This window comes from Streptomyces sp. A5-4 (genome assembly GCF_051131715.1).
Taxonomy (GTDB): Bacteria; Actinomycetota; Actinomycetes; order Streptomycetales; family Streptomycetaceae; genus Streptomyces.
The window spans coordinates 6,733,473-6,752,591 of sequence record NZ_CP178591.1 but is presented as its reverse complement, the minus strand read 5'-3'; the positions used below and the strand labels follow the sequence as shown (position 1 = coordinate 6,752,591).

At 66.1% G+C, this 19,119-nt stretch carries 5 protein-coding genes; all 5 read left to right on the top strand.

The window, feature by feature from the left end:
• Window positions 1–211: 211 nt before the first annotated feature.
• The 5 genes from ACLLJJ_RS31675 to ACLLJJ_RS31655 all read left to right on the top strand — a co-directional run bounded on the left by ACLLJJ_RS31675 (window position 212) and on the right by ACLLJJ_RS31655 (window position 19,079).
• Window positions 212–1,348 (top strand): serine/threonine-protein kinase, encoded by a 1,137-nt coding sequence (locus tag ACLLJJ_RS31675; protein WP_185297983.1) that lies wholly within the window; start codon window positions 212–214, stop codon window positions 1,346–1,348.
• 130 nt (window positions 1,349–1,478) lie between these two features.
• Window positions 1,479–4,529 (top strand): DEAD/DEAH box helicase, encoded by a 3,051-nt coding sequence (locus ACLLJJ_RS31670; RefSeq protein ID WP_258049732.1) that lies wholly within the window; start codon window positions 1,479–1,481, stop codon window positions 4,527–4,529.
• Entirely contained in the window at window positions 4,526–10,021 is a 5,496-nt protein-coding gene (locus tag ACLLJJ_RS31665; protein ID WP_185297984.1) for a hypothetical protein, read from the top strand. The genes ACLLJJ_RS31670 and ACLLJJ_RS31665 overlap by 4 nt, the downstream gene beginning before the upstream one ends.
• Window positions 10,018–16,770: a DEAD/DEAH box helicase gene (locus ACLLJJ_RS31660; RefSeq protein ID WP_434597470.1), complete on the top strand. Its 6,753-nt coding sequence runs from the start codon at window positions 10,018–10,020 to the stop codon at window positions 16,768–16,770. Before ACLLJJ_RS31665 ends, ACLLJJ_RS31660 begins: the two co-directional genes overlap by 4 nt.
• The gene (locus tag ACLLJJ_RS31655) at window positions 16,767–19,079 is read left to right on the top strand and encodes a UvrD-helicase domain-containing protein (protein ID WP_434597467.1); all 2,313 of its coding nucleotides are present in this window, start codon (window positions 16,767–16,769) and stop codon (window positions 19,077–19,079) included. The genes ACLLJJ_RS31660 and ACLLJJ_RS31655 overlap by 4 nt, the downstream gene beginning before the upstream one ends.
• The last annotated feature ends 40 nt before the right edge of the window (window positions 19,080–19,119 follow it).

Here is a 19,119-nt window from a genome sequence, read left to right as displayed (position 1 = left end):
ATGAAGCCGATCAAGCTCCTGGGCATGAGCATGTAAAACGCCGATTTCAAGCCAACGTCCAGTGCTCGGGGCCACACAGTCCGCGAGAGGCCGGATCATGGTCACCTCTCCCTTTTCTCATGGCCACTGGGATGAGTGCCCGGAGACCAGGCAAACTAGCGGCGTAAGTGACCCAAGCAGATGCTGACGTGGAAAGGCGTGGACTGAGCTCATGACCGGGAGCCCCACTCAGATTGGCCGCTATACGGTGGCTCGGGAGCTCGGCTCCGGCGGCATGGGCGAGGTATATCTCGCGTACTCCCCCGCGGGCTCTCCCGTAGCTGTGAAGGTCATTCGCACCGACAAGCTGGACCCGGTCACGCGAGCGCGCTTCGAGAAGGAAGCTCTGATCGCTCGCACAGTGATCGGCACCAACCGGGTGGCGCGGTTCCTGGATGCCGATCCGTTCGCGGATCGTCCGTGGCTGGCGATGGAGTATGTGGCTGGCCGAACCCTGATGGACTGCGTGGATAGTGACGGCGCGCTGCCGCTGCCGCTGGTGGCCAGCCTCGGAGCGCTCCTTGCCGAAGGGCTGAGTGCCGTACACGATGCGGGGCTGCTGCACCGAGACCTGAAGCCTCAGAACGTCATGCTGGGCAGCGAAGGCCCCATAATCATCGACTTCGGACTCAGTGCGTTCATGGACGCTGCCAAGGACACGCTGTCGCACAGCGGGATGATCATCGGGACCGTGCGTTGCATGCCCCCCGAGCAGGCGAGCGGGCATCCGCAGGTGACGCCGGCGGCGGATGTGTACGCGCTGGGCACGGTCCTCCTATACGCCGCGGCCCGGCACTATCCGTACGACGGACACCAGTGGGAAGCCGTCGCCATGCAGGTCTCGAACCCGGAGATCGGCCCGGACCTGAGCGGTGTGCCGGAAGGCTTCAAGGAGCTGCTCGCAGCGATGCTCGCTCACACGCCGGAAGGCCGGCCCACTCTGGCCAAGGTGGCGGATGCCTGCGCGGATCTCATGAAGGCAGCGGGCAGGACGCCAGCCGACGCGCGGCTCGCCCTCATCGACCGCACGACAGCAGCGGGCGGGAACACTCCGACGCCGGAACCGTCCTCTGCATCGATCGAGAAGCTGATCGATGAGCAGGCCGCGATCGTGGACTCGCACAACCTCGTCAGCCCGCTCGACATTCGGCCTGCGCCTGAGGAGCCGGAAGCCGACGAAGAACTGGTGCCTGAGCTGCCCACGCCACCTGTGAGGCCAAAAGCTCGCACTCCGCAGGAGCGGCGTGTGGCATCCAAGCGGGTGGCGGGCGAACTACGGGAGCAGTACGCGGTGAATTCCACCCTTTGACGGCCCGAGGCCGCTATTGCCTGGTGGGAGACTTGCTGGAACGGGTTCGAGTGGCCGGCTGATCTGCTGGCGGCAGGCCCGTTAGAAGTTGAGCGGCGTGAGTGCCGCTGGTGAAGGATCGGAGCGGACGTTGAGCGTCGAGGCGGGAGCCGCGGGCGGCCAGAGCGATGCGGTGTGGGATGCCTGGGAGCCCGACGAGCCCTCGCCCGAGCAACAGTCTCCCGCCACGTCCGGGTACGCAGCGGGAGCGCAGGTGGAGATCCGCGACGAGCTGTGGCTGGTCCGCAAGTGCCGGTCCACGGCCCGCGACGGGTGGATGGTCGAGGTCACCGGCATCTCCTCGTTCGTCCGTGGGGTCGAGGCCGTCTTCTACGACAAGCTCGATCTTGTGAGCGTGCTCGACCCCCACGAGACGCAACTGGTCGCGGACGACTCTGCCAACCATCGGAGAGCCCGCCTGTTCCTTGAGGCGATCATGCGGAAGACGTTCCTGCCCCAGACCGAGCACGGGCTGGCGCTGGCGGACAACTTCCTCATGGACCAGCAGGTCCACCAGCTGCGGCCGGCCGAGCTCGCGCTGTCGATGAAGAACCCACGACCGCGGATCCTCATCGCGGACGTGGTGGGTCTGGGCAAGACCCTGGAGATCGGGGTGCTCCTTGCCGAGCTCATCCGGCGCGGTCGCGGCGAGAAGATCTTGGTCGTGACGCCGCAGCATGTGCTGGAGCAGTTCCAGCGTGAGCTGTGGACCCGGTTCGCGATCCCGCTGGTACGGCTGGACTCGACGGGGATCCAACGGGTGCAGCAGGACATCCCCGCAGGCCGCAACCCGTTCGCGTATTTCAAGCGGGCCATCATCTCCGTGGACACGCTGAAGAGCGACGTCTACGCCCACCACCTGGAGCACACCGAGTGGGACGCCGTCGTCATCGACGAATCCCACAACCTCGTCAACCAGGGCACGAAGAACAACGCGCTCGCCAGGCTGCTAGCGAGGAAGACCGACGCGCTGGTGCTCGCCTCGGCCACGCCGCACAACGGCGATGCCTCTTCATTCGCCGAGCTGGTCAAGATGCTGGACGAGGCGGCGATCGCCAACCCGAACCGGTACGAGGTCAAGGACCTCGACCACCTCTACATCCGGCGTACGAAGACCACGGCAGAGGTACGCGAGTCCCTCAAGGGTGCCTGGGCGGACCGAGGCCCCTCCCAGCCGCTGCGAGCGCCGGCCGGTGAAAAGGAGCTCGCCGTCTTCCACGAGCTGGCCACGCGCTGGATTCCCGGTGACCCCGACCAGCCCTCGGTCAGCCGGCACCAGCTCGTGCCGTACCAGCTGCTCAAGTCTTTTCTGTCCTCGCACCGGGCCCTACGGGCGTCGATCAAGACGCGGATCGCGACGCTGGACAAGCCACCCGTCGAAAAGCCGGCCGACAAGAAGAAGCAGACCCGGCCGGTTGATCCGAAGGTCCGCGAGGCGGAGGCCAAGCGGGAGCGTGCGGCTCTGGTGGAGTTGCAGCAGCTGAACGAGCAGATCCAGGACTCCGACTCGGCGAAGCTCACCGCGCTCCTGGCGGAGCTGCGCGAGATGGGTGTCGGTCCGGGCTCGGACACCCGGGTTGTCGTGTTCTCCGAGCGCATCCCCACCCTGAGGTGGCTGGCCGAGACCGTACCGGCCGCGCTCGGCTTTCCGAGCGGGACCAGCCCGGATGAGAGCAAGCCGTGGCTGGGCTTCGGCGGTGCGGTGCAGGTCATGCACGGCGAGGCCAGCAGCGACGAAGAGCAGCGGGACATCGTGGAGAAGTTCGGGCTGCGCGACGATCCGGTGCGCATCCTGTTTACCGGCGACGTTGCCTCCGAGGGTGTCAACCTGCACCAGCAGTGCCACCTGCTCGTGCACTACGACCTGCCGTGGTCACTGATCCGTATCGAGCAGCGCAACGGCCGTATCGACCGTTACGGCCAGGCGTACCCGCCACAGTTCCGGGCACTGGTTCTGACCAGCGACATCCCGTGGCGCACGGATGAGGCCAGCGGGCAGCCGCGCACCCTCGATGACCGGCTGGTGGGCGAGAAACTCCTGGGGCGCGAGGAAGAAGCCCACAAGATTGAGGGCTCGGCCGAGGCCGTCACCGGCCTGTATCGGGCCAAGGAGGAGGAGAACCGCCTCACCCAGGACCTGATCGCCGGCCGTACCGTCGAGGAGTCGATCAAGCAGTCCCAGCAGGGAGGTGCCGCCTTCCTGGCCGGGCTGCTCGGTCAGGTCGGTGCGGTCCCCGAACACCCCGAAGTACCGCGCGCGGTGGTACCGACGCTCTTCCGCTCCACCGCCGACTATTTCGACGAGGCACTGCGGCAGGTCTGCCACCCCAACCCCGAGGACCAGCTGTCCCTGCGGCGCGACGATGACGGCACCATCGCCTTCGAGCCCCCGCGCGATCTGCTCTACCGGCTCAAGGCGCTACCCAAGTCGTACCTGGACGAGCAGCGGATCATGCCCCGTAAGACCGAACCGGGCCGGCTGCGCGTCACCTTCTCCAAGGACCTCGCTGACGCGCGTCTGAAAGCGGCCCGGGAGACCTCCAAGTCCCAGTGGCCCAACGTCTCTTACGTCACGGACGTCCACCCGGTCCTTGACTGGCTGACCGACAAGGTCCTCGTCGAGATCGGCCGCCACCAGGCCCCGGTACTCGCCGCCGCCGTTGACCGTCCCACCTTCCTGGTACAGGGCATCTACTCCAATGGTCAGGGCCGACCGACCATCGTGGAGTGGATGGCCGTCTCCGGCCTGCCCGAGGAACCGAACACAGTGGAGCTGACCGAAGAGGCCCTGGAGCGTTACGGAGTCGGCCCGAGCATGCCCGGCCGCGCCACTCCCCGGGATCTGCCTGGTCTGACCGCTCTGGTCCCCGCCGCGATCGATGAGGCCAAGAGGCACCTCGGCACGCTTGAGGAGCACTACCGCCAGCGCATCGAGAAGACCCTCGCCCCCTACCGCAAGCGCGTCACCCACTGGAAGCAGGACGCCCTCTCCGCCGGTCTGCGCCCGGACAAGCAGGGAGTCGGCCAAGCCGCGAGTGACCGGATGCGCCTGGCCAAGTCCCTGGAAACGAAGGGCGAGCCGATGCTGCGGCTCCTGGCTGTCCTGGAACCGCACACTGCTGAAGGGGGCACTGCACGATGAGCACCGACTTCGACTCCTTCGTCAATCGCGGCGAGTACCTGTCCGCGTACTACTTCGCCGAACAGCTCGGTGCCGACCTCAAAAAGGGACTGTTCGCCACCTGGACCCTACGCGAGGGCGACGAGAACGACCCGCGCAAGACCCCTCGCGAACAGGTACGCGCTCTGCGCTCCATGTACCTCGCCGAAGACGTACGCGCCTACTTCGCCGATGCGGCCGAACGCGATGCTGGTGACGATGCGCGATTCCATACGCACAACAACCCTGAGTGGGCCAAGCGGCTCACTGAGTGGCACCAGACCGTGCTGCGCGCCCTCGGATACGACGCCACCCCAGATGAACTCACCGTGCACCGCGCCGGACGCGAGCACACCCTGCCCGTCGCCTACCACGGCCACGGCATCATCGCGCTCGACTGCGGCTGGGCCGCCGACAACGACACCGCCCTGGGTGCCGACGGCTCCGGACGCCTCCTGTCGCCCCTGCGCGTCAGCGCGAGCGAGAGTTACGAGACGGGCGCGGATCTGGCCTCCTGGCTCTTCGAAAGCGAGCTGGACGAGCCCGGCGGCGCTCACCCCCGGTTCGTTCTACTGCTTATCGGCGGTGTGATCCTGCTCGCCGACCGCCAGTCCTGGCGCGAAGGCCGCTACCTCGCAGTGAACCTCGATGCCGCCCTGGAACGCAACGACCGCGCCCAACAGGGGGAACTGGCCACCATTGCAGCCCTGTTCAGTCTGGACATGCTCCGCCCCGGTGACAACGACCAGAGCCGGGCGATCGATGGCCTGCTCAAGTCGTCCAGTACCAACGCGGTCGGCGTGTCCAACGAACTGCGCTATGGCCTACAGCGCTCGGTTGAAGTCATCGCCAACGAAGTCCTCAGCCGAATGACCGAGCCGAAGAACAATGTCGCACCGGCCGACATCGAGAACCCGAAGATCCGCTTCGCCCGGGAACTCACCCGCGAATCCCTGCGCTACCTCTATCGGATCCTCTTCCTTCTGTACGCCGAGGCCCGACCCGAACTCGGCATCCTCCCCGCCGACGACGGCAGCTACGAAGCCGGCTACTCCATGGCCCGCCTGCGCGAACTCGTCGAGCGCGACGAGGAACTCGTCGATGAGGAAGCCAAGAACGGCTTCCACCTCTTCCAGTCCCTGGACGTCCTGTTCAACAAAGTCAACTTCGGCCACCGCCCGTACGGCAGCGAGCCCGACGACGACCAACCCGGGGACGACGAAGAGACTCGCGAGGCCAAGGCCGCACGCCGCAGCGAAGACCGCGGTCTTCGCTTCGAGCCCCTGCGAAGCGAACTCTTCGAACCCACCGCCATCCGCCTCATCGGCACCCGCATCCTGGACCCGACCAGCGACGAGGACAACGACCCGCACTGGCTCGACCTGCGCCTGCGCAACTCCGCCCTCCACGAAGTGCTGCGCCTGCTCACCATGAAGAAGGGCAAGCGCGGGGAACGTGGCGGATTCATTTCCTACCGCAACCTGGGCATCAATCAACTCGGCGCCGTATACGAGGGTCTGATGTCGTACACCGGCATCATCGCCGAGGAAGAGCTGTGCGAGGTCGCCAAGGGCGGCGACCCGGAGAAGGGATCCTGGCTCATCCCCTCGCACAAGCAAGACCAGTACCCCGACACGACCCTCATCCACTACAGCGAGGACGACGCCCGCAAGGGGCTACGCGGCGTCAAGAAGTACGACAAGGGCTCCTTTGTCTACCGGCTCGCTGGCCGCGACCGCGAGACCTCCGCCTCGTACTACACCCCCGAGTCGCTCACCCAGGTCACTGTCGAGCTCACTCTGAAAAACCGGCTCGACCAGGAACGTGACGCCGACGGCAACATCATCAAGACCCGCGCGTCCGAGCTCCTCAAGTACAAGATCTGCGAGCCGGCACTCGGCTCCGGGTCCTTCCTCAACGAGGCCATCAACCAAGTCGCCGACGAATACCTACGCCGCCGCCAGGACGAACTCGGCATTCCCATCCCCACCGCCGACGCGCTCACCGAGAAGCAGAAGGCCAGGGCCTACATCGCCCTACACAACGCCTACGGCGTCGACCTCAATGCCACCGGCGTCGAACTCGCGGAGGTGTCCCTGTGGTTGAACACCATGCACCCCGGCATGCGAGCCCCCTGGTTCGGGCTCCACCTGCGCCGCGGCAACTCCCTCATCGGCGCACGTCGAGCCGTCTATACGGGTGAGGAGGTCGCTTCACCAGCTAAAGCATGGCTGAAGAACAAGGGCGCTCTGGCACCGACTCCGCTGGCATTCCTTAAGGACGGCCAACCCCAACCACTGCCCCATGACGCGGTACACCAGTTCTTGCTTCCCAGTCCAGGATGGGCTGCGGTCGCGGGCTCGAAAGAGGCCAAGCAGCTGGCCGAGGAACACGTCAAGCATCTGGCCGAGTGGAAGAAGGGCCTTCTCCAACGCCCCAAGCGCAGCACCGCCCACCTCAACAAGGACGGCAGCCCAAAACTTCACCCCACGACCAAGCTACCGAAGGCGGAAGCGCCGTCACAGTTCACACGGTTGCGGGACGCCGCCCGCCGAGCCGAGTTCCTGTGGTCGCTCGTCGTCAAGCGCATGGAACTCTCCGAACAAGAGATCGCGCGCAGGATCGATGTCTGGCAGGCCGACCCGACGGATCCCGAGTACGCCTTCCTCCACCACCCTGATCAGGCAGTCCCCAAGGAGAAGGTTCTGGAGGACCTCTTCAACTCTGCCGACACCCCTTATTGGCGGTTGAAGAAGGTCATGGACGCCTGGTGCGCCCTGTGGTTTTGGCCCGTCGGTAAAGCCGGCCTACTGGATGGCACGGATGGCGACTACGCGGTCCGCACCGTGGTGAGCAGCGACAGCCTGAGCGAGCTACTGGGTGAAGTGCCTCTTACCGGCGAAGAGCTCAAGGAACAGGTGGCTCCCGAACCGTTGGCTGCCCCGACACCGAAGGCCGAGCCACGCTTCGTCGAAGCGACGGCACTTTTCGCGCTTGGCGCTGAGCAGACCTCCTTCGAAGATCTCGTACTGACCGCCGACGACGAAGCGATCATCGAGACCAAAGAGATCGGACCGAAGGCAGCAAAGCAGGTCGGCGCAAAGCCAAAGGGACCGATGCGCCGCCCGGTCATCCCGCTCAAGGAGCTGGACGACTGGCTGGACTTCTTGGAATCCATGCTTGGAAGAGCCGACGTACCTGACGGAACTTTCCTCGACAACTTCAAAACCCTGGCAGATCTCAAAACGTACGAAGAGACGCTCCCCGGCTTCATGGGAATGGACACCGGAAACCCGGAGGACGTCTTTCCATGGCTGCGCATTACTCGGGACATTGCCGAGGAGCAGGGATTTCTTCACTGGGAGTTGGAGTTCGCTCTCGTATTCGCTCGCAGCGGCGGCTTCGATCTCCAGGTGGGCAATCCCCCCTGGGTGCGTCCTGACTGGGATGAGGCAAGCGTCCTCGCCGAGCACGAACCTTGGTTTGAGTTGGCGGACAGGCCGTCAGCAACCGAGCAGAGCAAGCGGCGATCCATTGCACTGAATCAGCGAAGGACGTTCGATTATTACATTCATGAGCGCGAGAAAGTAAGCGGCTGCTCCTCGTTTTACGGGCATGAGACCACCTATCCCTTGCTCGTAGGAACTCGCCCAGATCTTTATCGGGCATTCATGCTTCAGGTATGGTCTCATCAGTCTCCGTCAGGTATGGCTGGGCTCGTGCATCCCGATACCCACTTCACCGGCGACAAGGAAGGGGCACTTCGCGAGGCCGCATACCATCGTTTGTGCGTCCACGGAGACTTCGTGAATGCCGGACAGCGTTTCTTCCCTCCGCCCGTCGGGCATGCAGCACACTTTGGCGTGCATATTTACGGCAGCCCTTCGGAAATCAATTTTGACCACATGTCATGGTTGGTGTCAGCGGACGCTCTCCGCGATTCAGCCGCGCATGATGGCTCCGGGGAAGTTCCGGGCGTGAGATGGCAAAATGGCGAATTCGATGAACGCCCTCACCGGTCACGCGTCATTCACGTGAACCGAGATCTTCTCGCCGAATGGCAGCGCCTACTGGATGAATCACACCTTCCAGTTGAACAATCCCGCCTTCTATTCCCTGTCAGCACAGCCGAGGCGTCTGCTATCACAGCTCTTTCTGAATACCCATTGCGGCTTGGTAGGTTCAACCCGCCGATCACGCGCGGGCTAATGGAAAGTGACGCAAAGGCTGCTGGGTTGATCGAATACAACCGTCCGAGCAGCCCCACCGGTCATCCATACCAGCCCGACAGGTGGCGTAATGTCATCTTGAAGGGAACTCAACTGGGTATCGCCACGCCAGTATTCAAGTGCCATGACGCTAATAGTAACGACCCTTACGGTCGGGATTTGACCACCCTTGCGTCAGACTTCGTCCCGGACACTGCCTATGTGCGTGCCCCCGGGATGGCGCAGTCGTATCTCGCCAAGCAAGATCGTTGGGTAGACGGCCGAGCCCTGGAGCGACTACGTTCTGACGGTAGGGCGGTATCCAAGGCGCGTTCGCAAATTGCATTGACCGACAACGTTCCAGAAAGCGATGTCGATCCTGCCAAGATTGATGCCCTACTCGAAGAACGAGCGCGTCGCCGATACGTGGTCTTTCCTCGGCTTGCCTGGCGTCGCCAGATCGCCCCGGACACTGAGCGTGCACTCTATGCCGCATTGGTGCCGCCAGGTGTAGCGCACGTTCACTTGGTACACAGCCTGGCCATGCCGAATCTTCGGCTAACCGCATTGGTAGCCGGTTTCTGGGCCTCGCTCCCGCTCGACTACTTCCTCCGCGCTACTGGTCGTGGCGACTTGCAAGTGAAGGGTGCTAAAGCGATGCCCTCACCCGCTGGCGATCACCCCCTCGCTTCCTCGCTACTCCTGCGAACATTGCGGTTGAATTTCCTTACCAGTGCTTACTCGGGGCTGTGGTCAGAACTGTACGACCCAACTTGGACCACACATGAGTCATGGGCGTGCGACTGGACTGGCCTACCGGCGCTGCACGAGGTGTCGCCAGTCTGGCGTCCGGAAACACCACTACGCACCGAGCGGGCACGACGTTCCGCTCTGGTGGAAATTGATGCTCTAGTCGCAGTGTGGCTCGGAATGGAAGCCGACGCTCTTGTCGCGGCATACAAGGGCCGCTTCCCTGTACTGCAGAAGTACGAGGCAGTGACTTGGTTTGATGCCGAGGGATCGAAGATCGCAGGCAACGCACGCACCTTCGGTCAGCGCCAGACCAAGGAAAGCTGGGGCCAATTTGAGGCGTATCAAGCCGACCCGAACAACTTGCCCGTGCCTGAGGGCTATGTCGCTCCCTTCTCCAAGGCGGATCGCGAAACGGAGATGCGAGAGGCGCACGCCGTCTTTCAGAAACGACTAGATGCCGCAGTCGCTCGCGGCGAGTGGGACCTGGAGAAGCAGGAGGTGCCGAAGCCGTGAGGCCGACGCTGGAGGCACGGGGGCTCAAGGAGAGCCTGTTGCAGTATCTGTCGACGACGTACGCGTTGACGGATGAGGGTGCGCGTGAGGCGCTGCACCGGTTCCTGGGTGATGAGACGTCGGGGATGTTCCGGGGCCCGTATCTGCGGATCCGGACGCCGTTCACGGTGGCCGGCGAGGAGTGGCGGCAGCATCTGGAGTGGCAGCGTGAGGGGTTCACCCCGTACGCCCACCAGGCTGTTGCCTTCGGGCGGCTGACGTCGGCGAACGGGCATGTGCCGCAGCCGACGCTGGTGACGACGGGGACGGGCTCGGGTAAGACGGAGGCGTTCCTGTATCCGGTGCTGGATCACTGTCTTCGCGAGCGGGAGGCGGGGAAGGCCGGCATCAAGGCGGTGTTCCTGTACCCGATGAATGCCCTCGCGACCGATCAGGCGCAGCGCATCAACGAGCTGATCACGGAGAACGATGCGCTGAAGAAGTTGTCGGCCGGGCTGTACATCGGTGACAAGGCGGCCATTAAGTACGACAACGTTCGTACGCGCCGCTCGGACATGCAGCTCTCGCCGCCGGATATCTTGATCACCAACTACAAGATGATGGATCTGCTGCTGCAGCGTGCGGATGACGCACCGCTGTGGCGCGGGTCGGACATCCGGTATGTGGTGGTGGATGAGTTCCACACCTATGACGGTGCGCAGGGCACGGACGTGGCGATGCTGCTGCGACGGCTCGCGGCCGCGGTGGGGGCGTCCGAGGAGGGGCGTCCGCTGGGTTCGATCTGTCCGGTGGCGACGTCGGCGACGCTCGCGTCTGGGACGGATGCCGACGGAGTGGCCCAGCTGCTCGAGGTAGCAACGCAGGTCTTCGGTACGGAGTTCACGGCGGAGTCCATCGTCGGGGAGAACCGGCTGTCTGTGGAGGAGTTCATCCCGCTGGCGGACGTGCGGATGCAGGGGCTGCCGACGCCGGACGAGCTGCTGGCACTGCCCGATCCCGCGACGAGCGATGAGGCGATGCTGGACCTCATCGAGTCGGTTACTGGGGTCCGCGACGACGACCCCCTTGTATTGGGCGAGAATCTGAAGCGGCACCTGTTTACCCGGGCGGTGATGCAGGCGCTGGACGGTGAGGTGAAGGCCGGCGCCGAGGTGCTGGACGTCATGTGGCGTGCAGGTGCGGCTGGTTGGGCGGAGGCGGTGGCCCGGCAGCCGGAGAAGGCCGCTGAGGCGCTCGCCCGGTTCGTGGCGCTGTTGTCGTACGCGCGTGACCCGAAGTCGCCGGTGGGCGAGCCGCCGCGGCCGTTCGTGCATGTCGAGGTGCATCAGTGGGCCCGGTCGGTCTCGCGGCTGCTGCGCGGCGTGCTGCCGTGGCCCAAGGCGGAGTTCCGCTGGGATGTGGCCGGTGCGGCCGATGCTAGTGCGGGAAGCGGGAACCGTTCGGCGCCGGTGACGACAGCCACGTCGGGGCAGAGCGCGAACCTGTTTCTGCCGGCTGTCTACTGCCGGGACTGTGGGCGGTCGGGCTGGGCGGTGTTCTCGCCGGAGAGCGATGACCACGAGGTCCAGTTCGACACGTACAAGATCCGTCGTGCCTCGTTGGGTCAGGACAAGGCTCGGGTGCGGAACTTGGTCTCGGCGACCGAGCGCGAGGCGCGCGAGGGTTCTGGGGCTGCGGTGCTGCCGGCAAGTGGTCGGGGTGGCAAGGGGACCACAGCTTTGCAGAGTGCGGGTGGGCTGCTGATGGTCCTGGACGGTGCCCGCAAGCGGCTGCGGTTGCCTGATCCGCTCAACGATTACGACAAGGAGTCGAAGGAGCCGCGGCTGACGGCCCGCGATTCGGCGTTCGTCCTGGTCAACTTCGGTGATACGGCGAATACCGCGGCCAAGGAGGACTGGTGCCCGGCGTGCGGTGAGCGCAACGCGATCCGCTATCTGGGTACTGGAGCGGCTGCGATGACGGCGGCGTCGATCACCCAGTTGTTCACGGGCGGGGAGCTCGACAAAGAGCGGCATGAAGACAAGACGCTGATGTTCAACGATTCGGTGCAGGATGCCGCGCACCGGGCCGGGTTCGTCGCGAATCGTTCGTACACCTTCTCGTTGCGCGCCCTGTTGGCGAAGCATCTGCGCAGCGACGTGCCCACCGCGCTGAACGATCTGATCGCCGACGTGGTCGAGGCCACGACTGACAAGGAAACCCTGGCTGCGGTGGTGCCGCCGGATCTGCATGGTTTCAAGGGCGTGGACCGGCTGCTGTCCGGGAAGGGGCGCGGCGGGGATCTGCCGACCTGGCGGCTGATCGGTCAGCGCCTGGCGTTCGAAGCGCTGATGGAGTTCGGGTTCCGTTCCCGCAACGGGCGCACCCTGGAGCTGACCCGGACCGCCGCCGCGCAGGTGCGCATCGCGGACCCTGCGGCCGTGGTGGCCCTGGTCAAGGGGATTCACGAGGAGTTCGAGCGCGCCGGTCTGCCCCTTCAGCCGCAGGATGACGCACGCTATCTGGCGTTCGTGCGGGTGTTCTTGGAGCGCCTGCGTACGCGGGGCGCGATCGCGCACCAGTGGTTGGACAAGTACGTCGATGAGGCGGGCACCAGCCGCTACTTCATCTGGGGCAAGCGTGCACCCGGCATGCGCACGTTCCCCAAGCGGGTCGCGGCGCCCGTGTTCCTGCTCGGCTCGCCGAAGAACGGCAGCGAGTTCGACTTCGCGACGGGCCGGCTGTCCTGGTACGAGCGGTGGGCCGGCCGCTGCCTGGGGCTGTCGCGTGAGGCGGCACCGGAGTTCTGGAGCCGCCTCCTGCCGGAACTGGCCGCGATCGGGCTGCTGTCGTGTCGTACGCCGAACGACACGTCGGTGCGGGTCTACGGGCTCAAGCCGGGCAACGTAGAAGCGCTGCTCCTGGACGACGAGCAGGTCCGGCACGCGTATGTGCGCTGCCCGGTGTGCTTCTGGGAACAGACGGTCCACCCCTCCCTTCTCGATCAGTGGCGCGACCAGCCCTGCCCCTCCTACCGCTGCCGCAGCGGCCGTCTGGTGGCCGGAGACCGGCCCGAGCGGCTGGGAGTGCACCACCGCGACCGTGACTACACCCTGGACTACTACCGGCATCTGTACCGGAAGGCCGGTACCTACCAGGTGGTCACCGCCGAGCACACCGGCATGCTCACGCGCCCGCAGCGCGAGAAGGTGGAGGAGGCGTTCAAGCGGCGTACGGGCTTCAAGGACCCCAATGTGCTCTCCTGCACGCCGACGCTGGAGATGGGCATCGACATCGGTGACCTGTCCGCGGTAGTGCTGGCAGCGCTGCCGCGCCGGCCGGCCAGTTACGCCCAGCAGGTCGGGCGGGCCGGACGCCGGACCGGCAATGCGTTCTTGCTGACGATTCCCGATCGTCGACGGCGTGACCTGTATTTCCTGGAGCGCCCCAAGGACCTGATCGCCGGCACGATCGTGCCCCCGGGCTGTCATCTCTCGGCGGTGGAGATCCTGCGCCGCCAGTACCTGGCGCACCTGCTGGACCTCGCGGCGGCCGGCCGCCTCGTCCGCGGTGACGGCATCGTGCTGCGCGCCCTGCCGACCAAGGCACCCGCCCTGTTCGGTCCGTCCGGCTACCTGATCGACCTGGTGGAAGTGGCCATCGCCCAGGGGGAAGAGCTCGCCAAGGGCTTCCTGGAGATGTTCCCCACCGGCGTCAACGACCGGGCCAAGGACGACCTGCGCGAGTACGCGACGCACGAGCTGCGCGGCGCGGTGGAAGAGGCCGAGCGGGAGTGGCGCCGCCGAGACCAGGCGCTGCGCGCCCGGCTGGCCCAGATCGACGAGGCCCACGACGAGCTCCACGACTCCGACCCGGATCAGGCGCGGCAGAAAGCCGAACTGGACGCAGAGCGGCGCGGAGTGGGCAGGCGCCTGCTCAACCTGGGCGATACCGCCGCCCAGAGCGCACTGTGCGACCTGGGGCTGCTGCCGAACTACGCGCTGATCGACTCGGTCACCACGCTGTCCGCGACGCTGTACGGCGAGGACGGGATCGACCCGAAGACGGGGAAGGCGAAGTTCACCTCCACCACCGACTCCTACGACCGACCGCGCCGCTACGCGCTCTCGGAGCTGGCCCCGGGCAACTCCTTCTACGTCAACGGCTACCGGCACGAGATCACCGGACTGGAGATCGCCACCGGCGGCCGGCAGGAATGGCGCACCTGGCGGGTGTGTCCAGGCTGCGGATTTGTGCGCACCGAGGACGCTGCCGAGGACCGCTCACCGTGCCCGCGCTGCAAGAGTGCCCATATCGCCGACGACGGTTCCTGCCTGTTCCAGATCGTGGAGCCGTCGACGGTGACCTCGCGTGACAAGCGCGAGGACGCCCGGATCCGCGACGACAAGGACGACCGCGACCGACGCAACTACTCCGTCGTGGACGCGGTGGACATCCCGGTGGGCGACATCGAGCCCGGCTCGTGGCGTCACACGAAGCAGACGTTCGGCGTCGACTATTGCCGCAGTGCCATGATCCGCCGGATCAACGTGGGGCCGGTCCGTTACGACGCCCCGGCCCGCGACGACTTCGCCGGGCATCTGGTGCGCCTCAACCCGTTCCATGTGTGCACCGCCTGCGGGGCGGCCAGCGCGGACGGCAAGCCGGTCTTCGACCACGACACCGACGCTCTCGACTCCGCAGCGGCCCGTAGCCCGCAGCTCAAGCACCACCGCCCTTGGTGTCCGCTGCGCCGCGGCAAGCGAGACGGGGCCACCCAGGAGCCGGTGCTGCTGGCCCATACGTTGAAGACCGAGGCCCTGCGGGTGTTGATCCCGGCCGCCACGGCGGACGTGGACGCCAAGGTGCACTCCTTCCGTGCCGCGCTGCGGCTCGGTGTGGACCTGCACTTCGGCGGCGACCCGCAGCACCTGGACACCACCGTGGCTTCCATGCCGGATGCCGAGAGCGGAGAGCTCCGTTGGTTCCTGGTGCTCTTCGATGCCCTGCCCGGCGGCACCGGCTATCTGGACCGGCTCACCGATCGCGTCGCCTTCCGCGAAACCCTCGCGGCAGCGTACGAGATGTTGAAGGAATGTCCGTGCGCCGAGGAACAGCGCCGGGCCTGCCACCGGTGTCTGCACCGCTATACGCCCGAGCGTTTCCAGGACATCGTCTCGCGTCAGTCAGCGCTGAACATGCTGGAGTCGCTGCTGTTCACGGCAGAGGGTGCGGACGGCTGGGATATCGCTGACGTTGATCACACCGGGCTGGTCGGTCTGGATGCCCAGGTCGAATCCGACTTGGAGGCGCGCTTCCTGGCCGCCCTGCGCGACTGGGTAAAGGTTACCGATGACGCAGCCCTGGATGAGGACGGCCACGCCAGCGGGCATCTGCGTTTCACCGCTGGTGCCGAGGTCACCCATTGGCGACTGACTGCCCAGCAGCAACTTCAGGGCAGCCGGACTGATTTCACCTTCACCCGGGTCGACGGTCCGGCCCAGAGCGTCAAGGTCTATCTCGAAGGATTCCGTTTCCACGCCAGCCGTGAACACAACCGCATCGCCCATGACGCGGCTCAGCGCACGAAGCTGCGTGCCGAGGGAGAGATCGTCTTCCAGGTGACCTGGGCGGACATCGACCTGTTCGAGAAGCGCCCCACGCGGACCAAACCCGTCTGGCCGCCCTATCGAGGCACGGCCCAGGAACAGGCCAAGGCCGCCTACGAGCAGTACGGCGGACAGCGCGCCCACTTCGCGAACGCCGTCTTCGCCAACCCGATCGACACGTTGATCGCCTACCTGCGCGATCCTGAGGCCGACCGCTGGGCCCGCCGCTCCCGCGCGCTGGTCACCGGCCTGTTGAGCACTGCGGGAACCACTCCCGTCGCCGCGGCCGGGCGCCGCAGCGAGCTGGTGGCGGCGCTGCGCAGTGAGCTGGCCACTTTCAGCAGTAGTGCGCGCCACGACAAGCCGGTTGTACCGGATGCCGCCGGGATCGGGCCCGTGCACGTGTTCCGGACCCAGGACGAGAACGGGCTGCCGATCCTCGTCACCCTGGATGCTGCCGACCCCGAAGCCCCGCGGTGGAGCGCACTCACCGTCCTCGACGACACCGATTCCGTCCTGGAGAGCGACGAGCACAAGCTGCGCTGGCGGTCGTGGCTGTACTGGAGCAACCTCACCCAGTTCCTGTCCCTGGCCGGAGGCGACGGCGTCCAGCTCGCCGCCAGCCGCGCCGCCGCTTTTGAAGTCGAAGTGCTCGCCGTCTGCGGAGGGCTCGGCGAACTCGATTCTCTCGTTGGCGCCCCTGTACCGACGCGCGCCAAACCCGAGGCACCCGCGTCGGCAGAAAGCACCAAACCGGTCGATCCGAACCCGGACCATGACTCGGCCGCCGAGGCCACCCTCGTCCAGATGCTTCGGGACGCCGTCTGGGACGAGGACATCCTGGAGATACTGCGCGAGGAACCCATCGAGGCCCCTGACCTCCTGCGCCTTGCCGAAACCCTCGCCGACCGAGGCAAGCAGGCTCCCGTCTTCGGCTTCGAACTCGGCGCAAGCCGCTGGCAAGCCGAATTCGCCTGGCAGTCCCCCGGACTCAAGATCGCCGTCATGACCGCTCACCAGGGCGAGGACGACCCCGAGGCCCAGCGGCGCGACGCCGCTTACACCGACGACGGCTGGCAGGTCCGCACCGCCGGCGAATGGCTGGCCCAGCTGGACGAGTTGCTCGACCAGCTCCCCGACACGGAAGGCACCACCCGATGACCGCCCGGCTCAGCCTGTACCGCAAGGCCGAACAGGAGCTGTACAAGCTCGACCGCTCGGTCAAGGCCCAGTTCTACGACTTCTGCCACATCTTTAGGACCAACCCCGACCAGCCGGGGCTGAAGAAGCAGAAGCTCAAGGGCGACTCCCGTATCTGGTCCGCCCGGGTCAACCAGTCCTACCGCGCTCTGCTCACGCCCACCGGGGTCGACGCGGACGGTACGGAAAACTGGCTGGTCATCGCCGTACGCCACCGCAGATACGTCTACGAAGAACTCCAAGTCGCCGTCAACCGGGTCACCGGCGAGATCGAGTTCGTCGACCTCGCCGTCGTCGGCGACAGTGCGCTGCGCCGCGCAGGCATTACCCTCACTCCCTCGGAGCCCGAATCTCCGGCCCAGGCACCCGAGCCCGCCCCGGAACCGGTTCAGCACGTCGCCGAACCCGAGGCCGCACCTGCCCTGCTCGCCGCCTACGACGCCGGACAGCTGCGCGACCTCGGTGTCGCCGACCAGCTCATCGAGCTCGCCCTCGCTGTCACCGAGAGCACCGAGCTTGACCAACTCCTCCAGGGCGCCCCGCTGCTGTCCAAGGACGTCCTGTACGGCCTTGCGGCGGGCATGGACATCGACGAGGTCCGCAAGGAGATCACCAAGCCGGTCGAACTCGGCCAGCGGCCCGACCTCGACGACTTCGCCGCCGCCGCGACCCGTACCAAGGTCACCGCTGTCGACGACGACGTCCAGGCCGCCATCGACGAAGGCGACTTCCGCGCCTGGAAGGTCTTCCTGCACCCCACCCAGGAACGCATCGTCCACCGCCACTACAACGGCCCCGCCCGCGTATCCGGCGGTCCCGGCACCGGCAAGACCATCGTCGCGCTCCACCGGGTCAGGCACCTCGCCGAGCAGCTGCCCCCGGGCCACAACAAACCGATCCTGCTGACCACCTTCACCAAGAACCTCACCACCGACCTCCGCCTGCGACTGGCCTCCCTCGTCGAACCCGAACTCCTCGCCCGCGTCGAGATCGCCCACATCGACCAGCTCGCCGCCCGCGTCCTGGGCGAGAACACCGCCCCCGGCCGCGGCAAGCAGCGCGTCTACGACCACGTGGCGCTGAACGAGATGCGACAGCTCCTGGCTGAACTCGACGACCGCCGCTGGGAGCCGGAGTTCCTGCTGGAGGAGTGGGAACAGGTCATCCTCGGCCAGTCCGTCCCCACCCGCTCCGCCTATTTCCAAGCCCGTCGCGCCGGCCGGGGGCGGGCACTGACCCGCCCCGAGCGCAACCACATCTGGAAGCTCATCGAGCAGTTCACCGCCCGCCTGGACAAGCTCGGCGTGGAAACCTGGGGTCAAGCCTCCGAGCGGGCAGCCCGCTTCGAGATCGAACGCGCCGCGAAGATCAAGTCCCGTCGTGCGTACAAGGAAGAGATCGGCGGCAAGGATCTTATCCATCGCGACAACAGCTCCGGCATGCGCTACCTGGGCCACCGCTTCCAACACATCGTGGTCGACGAGGCCCAGGACCTTCGCCCCGCGCACTGGAAGATGCTGCGCGCCATGGCCGACCCCGATCTCGCCAACGACCTGTTCATCGCCGGCGACACCCACCAGCGCATCTACGACCACCAGGTCACCCTCGGCGCGCTCGGCATCAACATCCGCGGTCGCTCCTCCCGCCTGACCCTGAGCTATCGCACCACCAAGGAAATCCTCGTCCAGGCCATGCGCGTCGTCGACGACAAGAAAGCCACGTACGACGACCTCGACGACGGCACCGACAACCTCGCCGGCTACCGCTCCGTCCTCCACGGCCCCGCCCCCACGTTCGTCCCGTATGGCACCTGGGACGACGAACTCGCCGGCCTCGCCACCACCCTGACCACCTGGCGCGACGAACTGTCCACCAACGAGAACGGTGCCCCCAGCGACCCCAGTGGCCGCATCGCCGTCTGCGTCGCCGACCGCGACATGGTCAGCCAGGCCATGTACTACCTGGTCACCAAGGCCGGCATCACCTGCGCCGAGCTCACCAAGGACGGCCCCAAGGGCGACGGAGAAGTACACGTCGGCACCATGCACCGCTTCAAGGGACTCGAGTACCAGCGCCTCGCCATCGTCGGTGCCAGTGACGGCATCATTCCCCAGACCAGCCGAATCGAGCGCTACCGCACCGAAGACCCGCCGCGCTACGAGCGCGAGCAGCGCAAGGCCCGCTCGCTGCTCTTCGTCGCCACCACCCGCGCCCGTGACGCCCTAAGCATCAGCTGGCACGGCAAGCCCAGCCCATACCTGCCGGTCTAGCGTTGCCTCCGGGCCCCGGCCAACGCGCCACCGCCAGGGC

Bases quoted from the DNA above. Each gene is read 5' to 3' on its own strand.
- ACLLJJ_RS31675 (WP_185297983.1), top strand. From the start codon at position 212: ATGACCGGGAGCCCCACTCAGATTGGCCGCTATACGGTGGCTCGGGAG.
- ACLLJJ_RS31665 (WP_185297984.1), top strand. From the start codon at position 4,526: ATGAGCACCGACTTCGACTCCTTCGTCAATCGCGGCGAGTACCTGTCC.
- ACLLJJ_RS31655 (WP_434597467.1), top strand. From the start codon at position 16,767: ATGACCGCCCGGCTCAGCCTGTACCGCAAGGCCGAACAGGAGCTGTAC.